General features: G+C 64.4%; 16 protein-coding genes. 6 read left to right on the top strand and 10 right to left on the bottom strand.

From position 1 onward, the window contains the following. The first annotated feature begins 44 nt into the window (after nucleotides 1-44). The 3 genes from pxpB to PMI42_RS00825 are packed head-to-tail and all read left to right on the top strand — an operon-like array spanning nucleotide 45 to nucleotide 2,610. Entirely contained in the window at nucleotides 45-776 is a 732-nt protein-coding gene (pxpB, locus tag PMI42_RS00835) for a 5-oxoprolinase subunit PxpB (protein ID WP_008129638.1), read from the top strand. Next, entirely contained in the window at nucleotides 773-1,810 is a 1,038-nt protein-coding gene (locus PMI42_RS00830; RefSeq protein WP_008129636.1) for a 5-oxoprolinase subunit C family protein, read from the top strand. Before pxpB ends, PMI42_RS00830 begins: the two co-directional genes overlap by 4 nt. Before the next feature lie 29 nt (nucleotides 1,811-1,839). Next, nucleotides 1,840-2,610 carry a LamB/YcsF family protein gene (locus PMI42_RS00825; RefSeq protein ID WP_008129635.1) on the top strand — a complete coding sequence of 257 codons (771 nt, stop codon included), beginning with the start codon at nucleotides 1,840-1,842 and terminating at the stop codon, nucleotides 2,608-2,610. Between the two features lie 120 nt (nucleotides 2,611-2,730). On the opposite strand, the gene PMI42_RS39870 is transcribed toward PMI42_RS00825, so the two are convergent. The 6 genes from PMI42_RS39870 to PMI42_RS00800 all read right to left on the bottom strand — a co-directional run bounded on the left by PMI42_RS39870 (nucleotide 2,731) and on the right by PMI42_RS00800 (nucleotide 9,254). Next, nucleotides 2,731-2,883, bottom strand: a complete 153-nt coding sequence (locus PMI42_RS39870) for a hypothetical protein (RefSeq protein ID WP_008129634.1) — start codon at nucleotides 2,881-2,883, stop codon at nucleotides 2,731-2,733. 213 nt (nucleotides 2,884-3,096) lie between these two features. Beyond that, the gene (locus PMI42_RS00820) at nucleotides 3,097-4,704 is read right to left on the bottom strand and encodes a sulfite reductase subunit alpha (protein ID WP_008129633.1); all 1,608 of its coding nucleotides are present in this window, start codon (nucleotides 4,702-4,704) and stop codon (nucleotides 3,097-3,099) included. Next, the gene (locus PMI42_RS00815; RefSeq protein WP_008129631.1) at nucleotides 4,701-6,482 is read right to left on the bottom strand and encodes a NirA family protein; all 1,782 of its coding nucleotides are present in this window, start codon (nucleotides 6,480-6,482) and stop codon (nucleotides 4,701-4,703) included. Before PMI42_RS00815 ends, PMI42_RS00820 begins: the two co-directional genes overlap by 4 nt. A gap of 335 nt (nucleotides 6,483-6,817) precedes the next feature. Further along, nucleotides 6,818-7,981: a CmpA/NrtA family ABC transporter substrate-binding protein gene (locus PMI42_RS00810; RefSeq protein WP_008129630.1), complete on the bottom strand. Its 1,164-nt coding sequence runs from the start codon at nucleotides 7,979-7,981 to the stop codon at nucleotides 6,818-6,820. After that, nucleotides 7,978-8,568: an ANTAR domain-containing response regulator gene (locus tag PMI42_RS00805; protein WP_008129628.1), complete on the bottom strand. Its 591-nt coding sequence runs from the start codon at nucleotides 8,566-8,568 to the stop codon at nucleotides 7,978-7,980. The genes PMI42_RS00810 and PMI42_RS00805 overlap by 4 nt, the downstream gene beginning before the upstream one ends. A 122-nt stretch (nucleotides 8,569-8,690) precedes the next feature. After that, a complete protein-coding gene (locus tag PMI42_RS00800; RefSeq protein WP_008129627.1) occupies nucleotides 8,691-9,254 on the bottom strand; it encodes a hypothetical protein in 564 nt (187 codons plus the stop codon). Between the two features lie 272 nt (nucleotides 9,255-9,526). Between PMI42_RS00800 and rimO the strand changes: the two genes are divergently transcribed. Beyond that, nucleotides 9,527-10,846, top strand: a complete 1,320-nt coding sequence (gene rimO / locus PMI42_RS00795) for a 30S ribosomal protein S12 methylthiotransferase RimO (RefSeq protein ID WP_008129624.1) — start codon at nucleotides 9,527-9,529, stop codon at nucleotides 10,844-10,846. Between the two features lie 99 nt (nucleotides 10,847-10,945). Here rimO and PMI42_RS00790 read toward each other — a convergent pair whose 3' ends face one another. From PMI42_RS00790 to PMI42_RS00780, 3 genes are all read right to left on the bottom strand, one after another. Then, complete coding sequence (locus tag PMI42_RS00790) at nucleotides 10,946-11,341, bottom strand: carboxymuconolactone decarboxylase family protein (protein ID WP_008129622.1); 396 nt, start codon at nucleotides 11,339-11,341, stop codon at nucleotides 10,946-10,948. After that, on the bottom strand, nucleotides 11,274-11,705 hold the full coding sequence (locus PMI42_RS00785; RefSeq protein WP_035964156.1) for a MerR family transcriptional regulator: 432 nt from the start codon (nucleotides 11,703-11,705) through the stop codon (nucleotides 11,274-11,276). Before PMI42_RS00785 ends, PMI42_RS00790 begins: the two co-directional genes overlap by 68 nt. A 158-nt stretch (nucleotides 11,706-11,863) precedes the next feature. Next, complete coding sequence (locus tag PMI42_RS00780) at nucleotides 11,864-12,811, bottom strand: hypothetical protein (RefSeq protein ID WP_008129621.1); 948 nt, start codon at nucleotides 12,809-12,811, stop codon at nucleotides 11,864-11,866. 124 nt (nucleotides 12,812-12,935) lie between these two features. On the opposite strand from PMI42_RS00780, the gene PMI42_RS00775 reads away from it, so the two are divergent. After that, on the top strand, nucleotides 12,936-14,093 hold the full coding sequence (locus PMI42_RS00775; protein WP_162137394.1) for a tetratricopeptide repeat protein: 1,158 nt from the start codon (nucleotides 12,936-12,938) through the stop codon (nucleotides 14,091-14,093). A gap of 286 nt (nucleotides 14,094-14,379) precedes the next feature. After that, nucleotides 14,380-15,570 carry an acetylornithine transaminase gene (locus tag PMI42_RS00770; protein WP_008129616.1) on the top strand — a complete coding sequence of 397 codons (1,191 nt, stop codon included), beginning with the start codon at nucleotides 14,380-14,382 and terminating at the stop codon, nucleotides 15,568-15,570. Nucleotides 15,571-15,690: 120 nt separating this feature from the next. On the opposite strand, the gene PMI42_RS00765 is transcribed toward PMI42_RS00770, so the two are convergent. Further along, nucleotides 15,691-16,665 carry a quinone oxidoreductase family protein gene (locus PMI42_RS00765; protein ID WP_008129615.1) on the bottom strand — a complete coding sequence of 325 codons (975 nt, stop codon included), beginning with the start codon at nucleotides 16,663-16,665 and terminating at the stop codon, nucleotides 15,691-15,693. Nucleotides 16,666-16,693 lie beyond the last annotated feature (28 nt).

Below are 16,693 nucleotides of genomic sequence, written 5' to 3'. Positions count from 1 at the left end.
CCCGCGTTTCCTTTGAAGCCCGATTTCGACAGCCCGACAGCTCAATGGCCGCGACGCTTCCCCCGCCCCGCCTTCTGCCCAGTGGCGACAGTGCCGTCACGGTCGAGTTCAGCCGCACCATCGACGACGCCGCCAACGAGCGCGTGCTGGCGCTCGACAAGGCGCTCGCGGCAAGCCCCATCGACGGTGTCACCGAGACGGTACCGACCTATCGCTCGCTGCTGGTGCATTACGATCCCGGCAAGATCGGCTTCGACACGCTCGGCGAAAAGCTGCTTCCGATCGCCACCCAGCCGCTGCCGCCGGCCACGAAAGCGCGGCGCTGGCGCATTCCCGTCGCCTATGGCGGCGAGCACGGCATCGACCTCGAGGATGTCGCCAAGGCGCTCAACACCACGCCCGAGGACATCGTCGCGCGCCATTCCGGCGGCGATTATCGCGTTGCCATGATCGGCTTCACGCCGGGCTGGTCGTATCTCAGCGGCCTCGACAAATCGCTGCACATGTCGCGCCGCCAGAGCCCGCGGCTGTACACGCCCGCAGGCACGATCTCGATCGGCGGCATCCAGGCCGGCATCCAGTGCCTGGCGGCTCCGAGCGGCTGGCACCTGCTCGGCCGCACGCCTGTGCGGACCTATCAGCTCCACCGGACTCCGACATTCCTCACCGAACCCGGTGACCGCGTGACGTTTTTCGCCATCGACCACAAGACGTTCGAGGAACTGGACCGCGCCGCCGAGGCCGGCGAGATCATCGCCGAGCAGGTGGTTGCATGAGCAAGCTCGTGATCGCCAGCATCGGTCCGGCAAGCTCCGTCCAGGATGGCGGCCGCCACGGCGCGCAGCGCTACGGCCTGACCGTCAGCGGTGCCATGGACCGGCTGTCGCTGGCAGCGGCGAACACGCTGGTCGGCAACGAGCCGTTCGCAGCCGCGGTCGAGATCGGCCCGTTCGGCGCCACCTTCACCGCCAAGGATGGCGCCGTGCGCGTTGCGATATCGGGCGCGCCGCGCAATGCTGACGTCGCCGGGAAGCCGGTGGCAATCGATACGTCGGTGACGCTGAAGGACGGCGAGACGCTGACGCTGGGCTTTGCCCGCGGCGGCGCGTTCACGTATCTCGCCATCGAAGGGGCTATCCGTGGCGAGCTGGTGTTCGGCAGCCTCGCGGTGAATGCCCGCGCCGGGCTCGGCAGCCCCTACCCACGCCCGCTTCAGGCGGGCGACGAATTCACCGTCGATGCCGCAAGCGGCGCGCCGGAGCTGCGCATCGAATTGCCGAAGCTCGTGAGCAGTCCGATCCGCGTGCTGCTGGGCCCGCAGGACGACGAGTTCGACGATGCCAACAAGGCGCTATTCCTCGACAGCGAGTGGAAGATCTCGGCAACCTCCGACCGCATGGGTTATCGGCTCGAGGGCCCAGCCATCAAGCATCTGCACGGCCACAACATCGTCTCCGACGGCACGGTCATCGGCAGCATCCAGGTGCCCGGCGACGGTTCGCCGATTGCATTGATGATGGATCGCGGTACCACCGGCGGCTACCCGAAGATCGCAACCGTGATCACGGCTGATGTCGGCCGGCTCGCACAGACTACGGCCGGAACGGCGTTCCGTTTCAAGGCCGTCACCATGGCCGAAGCGCAGGACGAGGCGCGCAAGTTTGCGCAAGCGATCAAGAACCTGCCCGATCGCCTGCGCTCCTCCGACACCGTCGAGCTCAACATCGAAGCGCTCAGCGATGCCAACGTCGCCGGCTATGCGGTGAGCGCCGTCGATTCCGGAACATGGCAGGTCACGGCGGAGCCCTGAGCGGCAACAAGACCAGGCGGAGAGCAACCATGAAGACGATCGATCTCAATTGCGACCTCGGCGAAGGTTTTGGCGCCTGGGAGATGGGCAACGACGCCGAGATGATCGAGCTGGCAAGCTCGGTCAACGTCGCCTGCGGTTTTCATGCCGGCGACCCCGACATCATGCGACGGACGGTCGAGCTCGCGAAAGCACGCGGCGTCTCGGTCGGCGCGCATCCCGGCTACCGCGACCTGCACGGCTTTGGCCGGCATCCGATTGCGGGGCTGAAGGCCTCCGAGATCGAGAACCTCGTCGCCTACCAGATCGGCGCGTTGCAGGCGATCGCGACCGCGGCGGGCCACAAGGTCACGCATGTGAAGGCGCATGGCGCGCTCTCCAACGTCGCCTGCGAGGACGACATGACCGCCAAGGCGATCGCCGCCGGCATCAAGGCGGTCGATCCCAGCCTGATCTTCGTCGTGCTCGCCAATTCGAAGCTGGTGAAGGCCGGCGAGGACGCCAACCTGCCGATGGTGCACGAGGTGTTCGCCGACCGCGCCTATGAGGACGACGGCAACCTCGTCTCGCGCAAGAAGCCGGGCGCGGTGCTGCACGATGCCAAGGCGATCGCCGATCGCGTGGTGCGCATGGTGCAGGACGGCGCGGTGGTTTCGGTGACGGGCAAGGTGATCAAGATGCGCACGGATACGGTGTGCATCCACGGCGACACGCACGGTGCCGTCGAGATCGCGCGGACCTTGCGTCAGGCCTTGAAGAATGCGGGGATCGAGGTCGCGCCGTTCAAGCGCGGCGCGTGAGGCACATCAGATGCCGTAGGGTGGGCAAAGGCGCGCAGCGCCGTGCCCACGATCTCTGCATGGTTGAGACAGGTGGTGGGCACGCTTCGCTTTGCCCACCCTACGAGACCGAGCAATTCGCTAGAACGGATGCACCGACAGCGTGCCGAACACGATGGCGGCGATGACCGCAAAGGCGCTGTAAAGCGCGACATGGTGCACGCTCGCCCCGGTCCGACGCGAGAGCGAGCGCGCATAGAAGTGCAGCCTGGCTTCCGCCGATAGTTCGCGCATGGTCGATCTCCAACGCCCCATTTGCGGGAGTATGAAGGATCAACCGGAGCGGGAGGCAAGACGGCCGCAGAAATAGCGATGAGGGTTCTCCGGAGGCGCCCCGTCGCAGGTGCAAATTCTCCTCACCCGCGGGTTCCGAGAATCTTATTCGTTAAGATCCGAGCCAGCTGGAACCGGCCCGGATGACGGCGGGATGACAGCCGGATTCGGAGCTCAGTAGACGTCAGCCTGGAAGCGGCCGGTCTTCTTGAGCTCGGCGACGAAACTGACGGCCTCATCGGTCGAACGCGCGCCGAACTGGGCGACGATATCGACCAGCGCACGCTCGACGTCCTTGGCCATGCGCTTGGCATCGCCGCAGATGTAGAGATGCGCGCCGTCGGCGAGCCAGGTCCACAATTCGCGGCCGACCTCGCGCATGCGGTCCTGCACGTAGAACTTTTTCTCGCCGTCGCGCGACCAGGCCAGCGACAGACGCGTCAGCTGGCCCGAGGTCTTCATCGCGTTGAGCTCTTCCTGGTAGAAGAAATCGCAATCGCTGCGCTGATGGCCGAAGAACAGCCAGTTCTTGCCGGGCGCGCCGGTCGCCTTGCGATCGAGCAGGAAGGCGCGGAATGGCGCGATGCCGGTGCCGGGGCCGATCATGATGACCGATGTCTTCGGGTCCTGCGGCAGGCCGAAATTATGCGCCTTCTGCACATAGACCTTGAGCTTCTCGCCCTCGGCGATGCGCTCGCCGAGGAAGGTCGAGGCGACGCCGATGCGCTTGCGCTTGCCGATGAGGTAGCGGACGGAATCCACCGTCAGCGACAGTTTTCCCGGCGTCGCATTGTGCGAGGACGAGATCGAGTAGAGCCGCGGCTGGAGCGGCTCCAGTGCCTCGACGAAAGCCTCGGGATGCGGCCGCGTGCCGGAAAACTTCTGCAGCGCCGCCATCACGTCGAGCGTGGCGGCATCGCCATCGGGATCCTCGCCCTGCGCCAGCGCCCTTGCCTTTTCGCGCAGTGCGCCGCCGGTGATGAAGGAGAGCAGCTCGAACAGCGAGTCCGGGGCCGGCGACAGCGAGACGTCGTCGATCAGCACCTCGCGCAGCGTCTTGCCGTTGACCTTGGTCGTATGGGAGGCGCCGAGCAGCGCGATGACCTGGTCGACGAGGCCGACATCGTTGCGCGCGAACACGCCAAAACTGTCGCCGACGATATAGTCGAGCTTGCTCGCCGACAGATCGAACTCGACGTGATAGGTCTCCTTCTCCGACTTTCCCTTGTTGAGGAGGCGCCGCGACAGGAAGGTCGCCTCGATCGGATTGTCGCGCGAACGGCCCGGCTCCGATATCGTCACGGTCACGGCGGGCGCTGCCACCGCATCCGCCTTCTCGGACGCTTTCGCCGCGGGCGCCTTGTCCAGCTCCTCGTACAGCGATTTCAGCATGCGGGCGGTTTCCTTGCCGCCGGGGACGCAGAGGTTGAGCCGCGCTTCGCTCTTGCCCGCGATCGCCTCCGAATAGTCGTGGCAATTGTAGCCGCACTGGCCGCAATCCTGCTGCGCCATCGCCGCCATCATCTTGCGGCGGACGGGACGGCCCTCGGCAAGCTTCATCCGGTCGGCGATCGGCATGGTCTGGTCGTGCCACGGCGCTTCGCCGTCATCGCCGTCACCGGCCTGCATGACGGCGGCGCCCTGCTCCGCCGACAAGGGCGTTGCCACATCCGGCGACAGCAGCCCGGCAAAGAAGCCGTTGAGCCAGGAGCGCTGCGCGTCGGAGAACGGCGCGCTGGCGGGAATGATGTCGAGTTTGGGCGGAGGGCTGATCTGGTTCATGAGGACACCTCGGCGTCAGCAAGCTTGCGCAGCGTCTCGCCATCATGGCGGCGCGCAAAGGACAGGAAGGTTTCGTCGGGCGAGGTGCGGTGGGCGATATAGGCCTTGAGCAGACCCTCGACCGTCTTCGGCGCGTCCTCGGCCTTGAGGTCGTGGTAGACCTCCTGCCCGACATCGGCGTCGGGACCGAAGCCGCCGCCGGTGAAGAGATGATAGCCCTCCACCGTGTCTTCGTCGTTGATCGGCACGCGCGCCCCGATCAGCCCGATGTCGCTGATGTAATGCTGCGCGCAGGAATGGTGGCAGCCGGTGACGTGGATGTTGACCGGCTTATCCATGGCCACGCGCGGCTCGCACCAATCGCCGATCTCGGCGGCATTGCGCTTGGTGTTGGACGCCGCAAACCGGCAGCCGGCATTGCCGGTGCAGGCAATCAGCCCCGCGCGGATATGCGAGGCCTCGACCGCCAGGCCAATCGCCTTGATCGCGGCGATGGCGAGCTCGACATTCTCGTCGCGCACCCCTGATATCAGCAGGTTCTGCCAGACCGTCAGACGGATATCGCCGTCGCCGAGGTCCCGCGACACCTTGGCGAGACCCCGCATCTGATCACAGCTGATCTTGCCGAGCGTCAGCGACACGCCGATCCAGTTGAGGCCGTCCTGCTTCTGCTTGTGCACGCCGATATGCGCCATCCGGTCGGCCGCGGGCCGCGGGAGAAACGCCTCTTCGGGCACGCGGGTGAACGGCGTCTTCAACCGCTCCTCGACCAGCTTGAGGAAGCCGTCATGGCCCATCGCGTCGAGCACGTATTTCAGCCGCGCCTTGTTGCGGTTGGTGCGATCGCCGTGCTCGATGAAGACGCGTACGATGGCGTCGGCGACGGCGGTTGCCTGCTCCGGCTTGACGATGATGCCGGAGTATTTTGCAAAATCCTTGTGCCCGGTGATGCCGCCGAGACCGAGGCGGAACCAGATGCCGGGCTCGACGCCGAAACCGTCCTTCACCTCATAGGCGGTGAAGGCGATGTCGTTGGTCTCCTCCAGCACCGCGACCCTGCCGGCGCCGTCGAAGGCGACGTTGAACTTGCGCGGCAGGCCATAGAGCGAGCGGTCGTTGAGGATGTGGTAGTGCCACTCGCGCGCGAAGGGGCGCGTGTCGATCAGCTCCTGCGGATCGATGCCGGCCGTCGGCGTTCCCGTCACGTTGCGGATGTTATCGGCGCCGGAGCCGCGCGAGCACAGGCCGAGATCCTGGATGCCCTCGATCAGCTTGATCGCGTTCTTCGGCGGGATCTCACGCAACTGGAGATTGGCGCGGGTTGTGGCGTGGCTGTAGGGACCGCAGAGATCGTCGGCGAGATCGGCAAGGCCGGACAGCTGCCAGTGCTTCATGATGCCGTTCGGGATGCGCAGCCGGCACATGTAGGAATCCTGCGTCGGCGCGACGTAGAAGATGCCGTAATAGCGCCAGCGGAAATTGTCCGCCGGGCTCGGCGGCGCGTTGTCGAGTGCCTGTTGGCGGAGGCGCGGATAGGCATCGAAGGGATGCTCGTCGCGCTTGAACTTCTCCTGGTCGGCGAGCTTCTTGCCCAGCGCGATGACCTTGTCCTGCGCCTTGATGTGCACGGCGTCAGGGCCGGTCGGCTCGGCATTGGCCTTGCCGGCCCCACCACCGAGGCCGCGCCCGACCCGGCTGATCTGCAAGCCGGTCGTAAAGCCTTCGAGATAGCGTTTCTGCTCGTCGGAAAAGTCGACTGAGAGCGTATCGATTTTCATGGTCGGTAACGAAGCTCCTGCGGCCACCTGGGTGGCATCGACGGAAAATTGCGCGACCCGCGGGAAACTCAGCTGGCTCTGGAGCCTGCTTCGCCACCCGACGGTCCAATCAGCTTCGTTGCTGTGGGACTTGGCTCAGCAGGCACCTGTGACAAGCTGGCCGCACTGCAACATACAAGTTGCGTGCCAGCTTTGAAGAAATGAAAATTGCAGCGATTTCAGTTGATTATGGAGGGCCACGGAAAATCCCGGGGCTGGAACTCTCATGAAATTCGAGCAGTCGGCCCAAAATTTAGCCGCTGATCCTTACCGCTCAAAAACGGTGCAGGACCGAATCAGGCCTTCCAGCGCCCGACCTCGAAGGCCTCCAGATGGCCCCTGATGTTTCCGGGATCGAAGGCTGGACCGGCGAATGCAACGAACGCCGCGGGCGCCTCGGCCGGCGCCGGGCGGCCGAGGGCCGCGTCGTAGAGATCCGGCCTGAACACGGCCATCGCCGTCTTGACGCCGTCAGGCGTCAGCGCGGTCTGCCCCCAGCGCACCATCTGGGCATAGAGCCAGGCAGCCTGGACCGGGTCCGGCCGCCCTGCCCCTTCACGTCCGACCAACAGATAGCGGCCGCTTTCGCGGAAGGTGCCGTCGGGGGAAATCTTCAGGCGCCCGGTCAGGGTGCGCTGGATGACTTCGGCATCCACGCCGATCCGTTCCGGCTGCGCCAGGACCCGCGCGGCCTCGGCCAGGTTCACGGGGTCCTCGATGAATGCGGCGCCCTTCACCGCCGCGCGCACCAGGCTTGCGACCACATCCGGATTCTTGTCGGCCCAGACCTGGCGGACGGCCAGCACCTTCTCCGCCGCGCGCACGAGGATGTCGGAGACGAAATGCAGGATGTGGCCGATGCCGAGATCGACCGCGACCGAGTTCCAGGGCGCGCCGACGCAGAACGCATCGACGTGGCCGTTGGCGAGGCTGTCGACCATGTAAGGCGGCGGCAGCACCACGAGGCGCACGTCCTCATCCGGATCGACGCCGGCCGCGGCCATCCAGAACCGAAGCTGGTAATTGTGGGTGGAGAACGGGAAGGTCATGCCGAAGGTCAGCGGATCGGCGCCGGCCTTGCGGCGCTTCGCGACGACCTTCGCCAGCGCCTTCGCCGTGACGAGCGGATCAAAGCGGTCGCCATCGATCTCCTCCATCAACGCGGCATGGAGTGCCGGCGACACCGTGATCGCATTGCCGTTGACGCCGAGATTGAAGGGCGCGGCGATCGGCACCTTGACGTGGCCGAGCCCGAGCGAGGACGCGATCGCCACGGGCGCCAGCAGATGCGCGGCGTCGAACAGGCCGATATTGAGCTTGTCGCGGACGTTGGACCAGGAGACCTCGCGCACCAGTTCGACGTCGAGGCCTTCGGCGGCGGTGAAACCCTTGTCGACGGCGACGATCAGGGCGGCGGCATCGACCAGCGGAATGAACCCGATGCGGAGGGGGGCGGTCATTTCAACATCTCCGACGCGGTGATGATCGACTGGGCGATCTCGCCGATTTTCTTCTTCTCGCGCATCGCGGTGGAGCGCAGCAGCACATAGGCCTCGTCCTCGTTGAGGCCCTTGACCTTCATCAGGATGCCCTTGGCCTTCTCGATGATCTTGCGATCCTCGAGCTGCGACTTGGTCCGCTCCAGCTCCTCCTGGAGTTTTGCGAAGGCATTGAAGCGGGACACACAGAGGTCGAGGATCGGCTTGATGCGCTCCTTCTTCAACCCGTCGACGATGTAGGCGGAGACCCCCGCCTCGACCGAGGCCTGGATCGAGGATGAATCGCTCTGGTCGACGAACATCGCGATCGGCCGGCGTACGGCGCGACTGACCTGGAACATCGCCTCCAGCACGTCGCGGCTGGGGTTTTCCAGGTCGATCAGGATGATATCGGGGTCGACCGCATAAATACGGGCGAGCAGGCTCTGCATTTCGCTGATATGGACGATCTGCGTGAATCCGGCCTCCCGCAACCCTTCCTCGAGGATTGCAGCCCGGATCGGGCTTTCGTCGACAATCACGATTTTGGGCGACTGTTCGGCGCTCATGTCCCACTCACGTCAGGCGCTTCATCCATAGCATGCCGGGGGGCGATGCAAAGGGTTGTAATTATGGGCAATTGGGACTAGCTCGGGCCTGTCAATCAGGCAGATCATCTGGGCTTCTGCCCTCACGGAATCTTCGCGCCAACGATCATCTTGTCGAGAAGTGGCACGGCAGCGAGCACCGCTGTCTCGTTGAGGCCGGAGACCGCCAGCCGCACGACGTAGGAATTGCCGTCCTTGTCGAGATCGGCGTAATGCGCGATCACTTCGATCGGCTGGTCTTTCAGCGAAGGATTATCGTAGCGGTTGATGACGACCTTGGGGTTGACCGAGGGAAGCGTGGTGATCTTGGCATTCTTGCCGGACGTCGCCGCCCAATCCCGATCGCTGGTTGCAACCCATTGAGCCAGTTCGATCCGATCCTTGTTATAGCGGCCTTCAGCATACATGATAACTTCGGCTTTACCGAACCCCTTCCCGTTGGGCACGAACATCGAGGCGCCGTACTTGAGACTCGCGGCCTCGTCCCTCGTCCACCCATCGGGTGCTTTCACGCGTGGCCTGAATTCCGGACACAATCGCTCCTGCCGATCGCAGACACGGATGATCTTGTCGACTTCAGCTCGCGCCGGAAGCATCGCGCCGCAGGAAAGGGTCACGAAAGCCAGGCCGAAGATGAAACGGCGCATCGCAGTCAAGCTCCATGAAATCGAGCAAGAAACAGATTAACAATTGAGAATTGCATGTTCGAGCAATTCATCCTGGCCCCTCCATCGCTCAAACGAGCTTCAAGGGAGCCTCAGTCGGTCCGAACCGCCCTGCTTACGGGCCGATTCCCTCCCAATACGTGCAAATACCGCGCTTTGTCATCGTACTGAGCACGTTAGTCATTGAATTTCACCGTGGGTTCAATTAGTTGGATCACATATCCGAACAATTCAGATGCAGGTTCCAGGCGATTATGGAAAGAGCGCCGCGTGTTTCATTCACATCGCTCGGGTGCCCCAAGGCTTTGGTGGATTCCGAGCGCATCATCACGCGTCTGCGCGCGGAAGGCTATGAGCTCGCCCGCAAGCATGACGGGGCCGACATCGTCATCGTCAACACCTGCGGCTTCCTCGACAGCGCCAAGCAGGAGTCGCTGTCGGCGATCGGCGAGGCCATGGCCGAGAACGGCAAGGTGATCGTGACGGGTTGCATGGGTGCCGAACCCGAGCAGATCGAGCAGGCCTATCCCGGCGTGCTCTCCATCACCGGCCCGCAGCAATATGAGAGCGTGCTCGACGCCGTGCATCGCGCGCTGCCGCCCGCCCACAATCCGCATCTCGACCTGGTGCCGCCGCAGGGCATCAAGCTGACGCCGCGCCACTACGCTTACTTGAAGATCTCCGAGGGCTGCAACAATCGCTGCACCTTCTGCATCATCCCGAAGCTGCGCGGCGATCTCGTCTCGCGCCCGGCTAACGACGTGCTGCGCGAGGCCGAGCGGCTGGTCGGCGCCGGCGTCAAGGAACTGCTGGTGATCTCGCAGGACACCTCGGCCTACGGCGTCGATCTCAAATATGCCGAGAGCCCGTGGAAGGATCGCCAGGTCCGCGCCAGATTCCTCGACCTCGCGCGCGAGCTCGGCGAGTTGGGGGCCTGGGTCCGGCTGCAATATGTCTACCCCTACCCGCATGTCGACGAGGTCATCGCGCTGATGACGCAAGGCAAGGTGCTGCCCTATCTCGACATCCCGTTCCAGCATGCGAGCCCCGGCGTGCTGAAGGCGATGAAGCGCCCGGCGGCGCAGGACAAGACGCTGGCGCGGATCAAGCGCTGGCGCGAGGAATGTCCCGATCTCGCTTTGCGCTCGACCTTCATCGTCGGCTTCCCCGGCGAGACCGATGCGGACTTCGCCTATCTGCTCGACTGGCTGGATGAAGCCGAGATCGATCGTCTCGGCTGCTTCAAGTATGAGCCCGTCGCCGGCGCCACCTCGAACGCGATCGAGAATCCGGTACCGGAAGAGGTCAAGCAGGAGCGCTACAATGCGCTGATGGCCCGCCAGCAGAAGATCTCCGCGCGCCGGCTGAAACGCAAGGTCGGCACCCGCCAGCAGATCATCGTCGACGAGGTTGGCCCGACGGTGGCCAAGGGCCGCTCCAAGGCCGATGCGCCGGAGATTGACGGCGCGGTGTACCTTTCGAGCCGCCGCCCGTTGCGCGTCGGCGAGATCGTCACCGCCAAGATCGAGCGCGCCGACCACTATGACCTGCACGGCAGCGTCGCCGGGTTCTGACGCGCTCCGCCATTGCGAGCGTAGCGAAGCAATCCAGCCTTTCTTTCAGGAGGGATTCTGGATTGTTTCGCCACGCTCGCAATGACGACGTGGATGCCGTCAGGCCGGCCGCGCGGAAAACACCTCCTTGGCCGCGAACAGCCCGTTCAGCGCCGCCGGGAAGCCCGCATAGACGGCCATCTGCATGATGATCTCCACAATCTCGTCGCGCGAGAGCCCGACATTCAGTCCCGCTTCGATATGCACTTTGAGCTGAGGCGCGGCATTTCCGAGCGCCGTCAGTGCGGCGATCGTCGCGATTTCTCGCTCGCGCACGCCGAGGCCCGGGCGGCAATAGATGTCGCCGAAGGGAAACTCGATGACGTAACGTGCGAAATCCGGAGCGATGTCGGCGAGCGAAGCGATGACTTTTTCGCCGGCGCTGCCGTCAATGCGTGACAGGGCCCGCTGGCCGCGATCGAAGCGGCTTTCGGCTTGTGTTTGGACGTGCGTCATTTTCCTTCATCCTCTGTTCGTCGCCGGCGTAACCGGCGATCTTGGTATCGAGGACGAGCAGGCATTCCTGGAGCTCGGCAATCCGCGTGCGGACCTGTTCCCGGTGGATTTCCAGCATCTGCCGCCGGGCTGGCCCGGTGGTATCGCCTTCATCACGAAGCGCCGCATAACGCAACATGTCCCGGATCGGCATTCCCGTGGTCTTGAGCCGATCGAGGAATGCGATCCATGTGAGGATCGAAGCGTCATAATCACGCTGGCCGGAGCGATCCCGGTCCGCGTATGGCAGCAGCCCGATGCGCTCATAGTAACGCAACGTGTGGGTCGACAAGCCGGTTCGTTTTGCGAGGTCGCCGATCTTCATGTGTGCCCGTTCTCGTACTGACGCACATACAGATACCCCTTCGAGCGCGCTCTAAGTCAAGGGGGATCGAAAGTGCCGTTCCCGCGGGGTCAAGATGGCACGACAGCAGAAGATTTCCTGCGCGTCGGCTCGGCGGCAGCAGCGCGGAATTCCGAGCTTCAGGATGCCGCCAGCCATTTCGGCACCCAGCGCCCCGGGCGCGGGGCACGAGTGAGATCGGCTTGCGCTTCGGTCAGCTTGGCGGGCTCGCCGTCGATGGTCGGGCGCAGATCGTATTCGAAATTCGGCATGACGCGGCCGTCGGCATAGAGGCCGAATTTCATCGCGTACCACAGCCCGAGCTCGGGCTGCGCCTTGCGCATCTCCTCGCGCAGATCGCGCAGCAGGGATTCGATCGAGGCGGCTTCCGCGAATGGCTGCGGGCCGCGCGAGAGCACGCGCGCCTCGTATTGCTTGCCGACGATCGCGACCTCGAAATGGGTCTTGTCCCAGGCATTCTTGCCCTTCGGCAGATGCGCGGCCAACCGCCAGCCGAGTTCGGCCATCAGGCGATGATTGGCCCAATAGTCCTCGCGGTCCCGGCTCCATTTCTCGACGAAGCCGCGAAAATCGGGCAGCTCCATCACGCCGTCTTCCGGCGCCGCCGTCTCGCCGCTCGGCCGGCCGGCGAGCCATTGCGCGAGCTCGACCGTCTGGCACTCGACCTCATCGTGCGGCTTGAGATCGCTCCAGGCCTTGCCGAATTGCTGCGACGTCAGTTTTGCGAGCAGCCCGTCGAGGCTCGGCGCCAGCAGCTCGTAGTCGCCTTCCGACCCCAGCCCGATGATCGGCGGATTGTCGCGGTCAAGACCCGCGCCATACCAGCCGCCGACGGCCGAGCCGTCAGGCAGGCGCATGAACAGCGAAAACCTGTCGCGCAAGGGACTGCCGTCGAAGATCGGCGCCTGGTCGGAGAACTGGCCTTGCAGGGAGAAGCAGCCGACGCTGCCCCAGGGGCGCCCGTTCAGCCAGTCGGCAAAATCCACCAGCAGCGACGGCGCCTCGATGCCCGGCGGAAATGCGCCGCGAATGCTGTCGAGATCGATCGGGTAAGGGGTGTCGGACAAGGCTTTTAAACTATCTGGTTGGTCCCGCCTTCTTGGTCTGGGCGGCGATCAGTTTGGTTCGAACCAAGTCGCGTTCTTCGATCACAAACGCGCTAGAGGCGCAATGGTTTCGATACGGCACATCATGAAACACGATGAAACATCAGGATTTTGGTTCAAGCTCTCCGCGATCGGCCTCGCCATGGCCGTGCTTGCGCTGTCCGCCCCCGCGGTCGCGCGATCGCCGTCGGCGGCGCAGGCACGCCAATGGTGCTACGATGACGATGACGGCGGCAGCGAGGACCAGCGCATCGCCGGATGCTCGGCCGTGCTCAAGGCCGATCCTGACGATGTGCATGCGCTCGCCAATCGCGGCGAGATGTTCCGGCGAAAGGGCGACGCCGAGCGCGCCCTGGCGGACTTCAACCGTGCCATCGATCTCGATCCCGGACATCCCGACCTCTGGTACAATCGCGGCATCGCCTATGACGATCTCGGCGACACCGATCACGCCATCACCGACTACACGCGCGCGATCCGGCTGAACGCCCGCGACCCGCTCTACTACAACAATCGCGGCAATTCCCTCATCCACAAGAACGACTACGCGCGTGCGATGGCCGACTACGATCAGGCCATCAAGCTCAATCCGAAATTTGCCCTGGCCTATTTCAATCGCGGCACCGCCTACCGCGATCATCACGAGGACGATCGCGCACTGGCCGATTTCGATCTGTCGATCAAGCTCGACCCGAACTACGGCCCGGCCTATGGCAACCGCGCGCGCGTCTACCGCGACCGCGGCGATCGCGCCCGTGCGCTGGCCGATTTCGGCAGATCGCTTCAGCTCAGTCCAAACAACGACCGCGACTTCTATGCGCGCGCGAACATGTATTTCGATACGCACGATTATGCGCTGGCGCTCGAGGATTACAACCGCTCGATCAAGGCCAATGCGAGCTATCCCGGCGTGTTCAATTCGCGCTGCTTCACCCGCGCGATCGTCGGCCGCCTGCAGGAGGCGCTGGCCGATTGCGAGCAGTCGCTGCGGATGGCGCCCAACGATCCCGACACCCTGGACAGCCGCGCCCTCGCCTATCTGAAGCTCGGCAATCTCGACGCGGCGATCGCCGACTACGACGCCGCGCTGGCCGCAAAGCCGCAGCTCGAAGGTTCGCTCTACGGCCGCGGGCTTGCGAAGCGCAAGAAGGGTGACAACGAAGGCGCCGAACGCGACATCGCGGCCGCCAAGGCGATCAACACGGGCATCGCCGACGTGTTCGCGCATTACGGGGTCGAGTGAAGAGCCCCGGCATGACCGATGCACGCTCGGGGGGTATCGTGCAAAACACCGACTTGACAAGCCGTGCCATTCGCATGTATTGCCGCGCCCCATGATCAACGCCCGGACCCATCAGCGCACCGAAATGCTCCGCCGTCGCAGCCGCGACGACGAGAGGGTGCGCCATGTCCGACGACGCCGCCGCTGAACCACTGAATTCAGCTGAAGTTTTCGAGAAGGCCGCACCGCAAGGTGCGGCCTTTCTGCTTTTGCGTCCTATTTCCACCCGCCTCCAGAGGAGTACGACATGACCACGCATCCGTATGACGCGCTGATGGACATCACCGCACGGCCCAAGACCGTGTTCGTCCGCGGCGCCGGCTCCTACCTCTGGGACGACTGCCGCAAGCGCTATCTCGACTTCGTGCAGGGTTGGGCCGTGAACTGCCTCGGCCACTCCCCGCCTGCCATCGCCGGCGCGCTTACCGCGCAGTCCAAGCGGCTCTTGACGCCGAGCCCGGCGTTCTACAACGAGCCGAGCCTGAAGCTTGCCGAGGCGCTCGTTGCAAACAGCGCGTTCGACCAGGTGTTCTTCGCCAATTCCGGCGCGGAAGCCAACGAGGGCGCGATCAAGCTCGCGCGCAAATTTGGCAGCCTGCACAGGAACGGTGCGTTCGAGATCATCAGTTTCGAGGGCGGCTTCCACGGCCGGACGCTGGCGACGATGTCGGCCTCGGGCAAGAAGGCATTCGAACCGCTGTTCGAGCCGAAGGTCGCCGGCTTCAAGAAGGCGAAGCTGAACGACATCGCTTCGGTGGAGAAGCTGATCAACGCCAACACCGTCGCGGTGATGCTCGAGCCGATCCAGGGTGAATCGGGCGTGTGGCCCGCGACCGACCAGTTCCTGAAGGAGCTGCGCGCGCTCACCGAAGCGCACGGCCTGCTGCTCATTTTTGACGAAATCCAGACCGGCATGGGCCGGACCGGAAAACTGTTCCACTACGAGCACACCGGCATCGCCCCTGACATCATGACGCTCGGCAAGGGCATCGGCGGCGGCGTACCGCTCGCGGCGCTGCTCGCGACCGAACGCGCCTCTTGCTTCGAGCACGGCGACCAGGGCGGCACGTTCAACGGCAACCCGATCATGTGCGCGGTGGGCCTCGCCGTGCTTGACGAGGTCAGCAAGCCCGACTTCCTGAAACAGGTCGCCGAGACCGGCCTGCTGCTCGAAAGCGAGTTGCAGAAAGTCTCGGCACGGCATGGCCTCGGCGGCGTGCGGGGGCGCGGGCTGCTGCTCGCGCTCGACCTCAAGCTGCCGATCGCACCTGGCATCGTCGCACAGGCGTTCGAGGCCGGCGTGCTCCTGAACGCGCCGCAGGTCGACAGCTTGCGCTTCATGCCGGCGCTGAATGTCACGAAAGCGGAGATCGCCGAGATGATCGATTGTCTCGACGAGATCTTGACCAAGGCCGGCGCGGCACGACGCGTGGCGTGAGGACGGTCTCGTAGGGTGGGCAAAGCGTAGCGTGCCCACCTTCATAACCGTCGTTACGAGGTGGTGGGCACGGCGCTTTGTGCCTTTGCCCACCCTCCTAAACCGCCGATGACGGCAGACCTACGGCTTCAAAATCGAAGCCCCTGTCGTCTTGCGGCTTTCCAGATCGATATGCGCCTTGGCGGCATCTTTCAGCGCGTAGGCGTGGTTGATGGGCACGTGAAGCTTGCCGCTGATGACGGCGGCAAACAGCGTGTCGGCGCCTTCCAGAAGCTCGGAGCGCTTGCCGATATAGTCGTTGAGCTTTGGCCGCGTCGCGAACAGCGAGCCGTGATTGTTGAGCTCGGCGATGGAGAACGGCGGCACCGGGCCGGAGGCGTTGCCGAAGGAAACAAACATGCCGCGCGGCTTCAGGCACGACAGCGAGCCCGGAAAGGTCGCCTTGCCGACGCCGTCATAGACGACATCGCAGCCCTCGTTGCGGCTGATCTGCTTCACGCGTGCGACGAAATCTTCCTCGTTGTAGAGGATGACGTGGTCGCAGCCATTGGCCTCCGCAAGCTCGGCCTTCTCGCGCGAGCCGACGGTGCCGATGACGTGTGCGCCCATCGCCCTCGCCCATTGGCAGGCGAGCAGGCCGATGCCGCCGGCCGCGGCATGGATCAGCACGCGGTGATGCGGCTCGACCTTGAAGGTCTTGTGCAGGAGATACCAGACGGTGAGCCCCTTCAGCATCAGCACGGCGCCCTGCTCATGCGTGATGTGGTCAGGCAGCTTGACCAGCTTCTCCCAGGGGATGTTGCGCTCGCCGGTATAGGCGCCGAGATTATGGTAATAGGCGACACGGTCGCCCGGATGGAAGTTCGTCACGCCGGGCCCAACGGCGACGACCTCGCCCGAGGCCTCGTTGCCGGCGATGAAGGGCAGCTCCGGCGCCTTGTAGAGGCCGGTGCGGTAATAGACGTCGATGAAGTTCAACCCGACCGCATGCTGGCGGATCCGCACTTCGCCCGGGCCGGGCGCCGGGACGTCGACGCTCTCATAGACCAGGGCCTCGGGGCCTCCGACCTTGTGCACACGGACGGCTTTGGTCATCGCCTGACCTCCTCTCGGTCGTCTTGAC

This window comes from Bradyrhizobium sp. YR681, from assembly GCF_000282615.1.
Taxonomy (GTDB): domain Bacteria; phylum Pseudomonadota; class Alphaproteobacteria; order Rhizobiales; family Xanthobacteraceae; genus Bradyrhizobium.
Note: the sequence above shows the minus strand (reverse complement) of the source record. Positions and strands in the feature narration are given on the sequence as shown.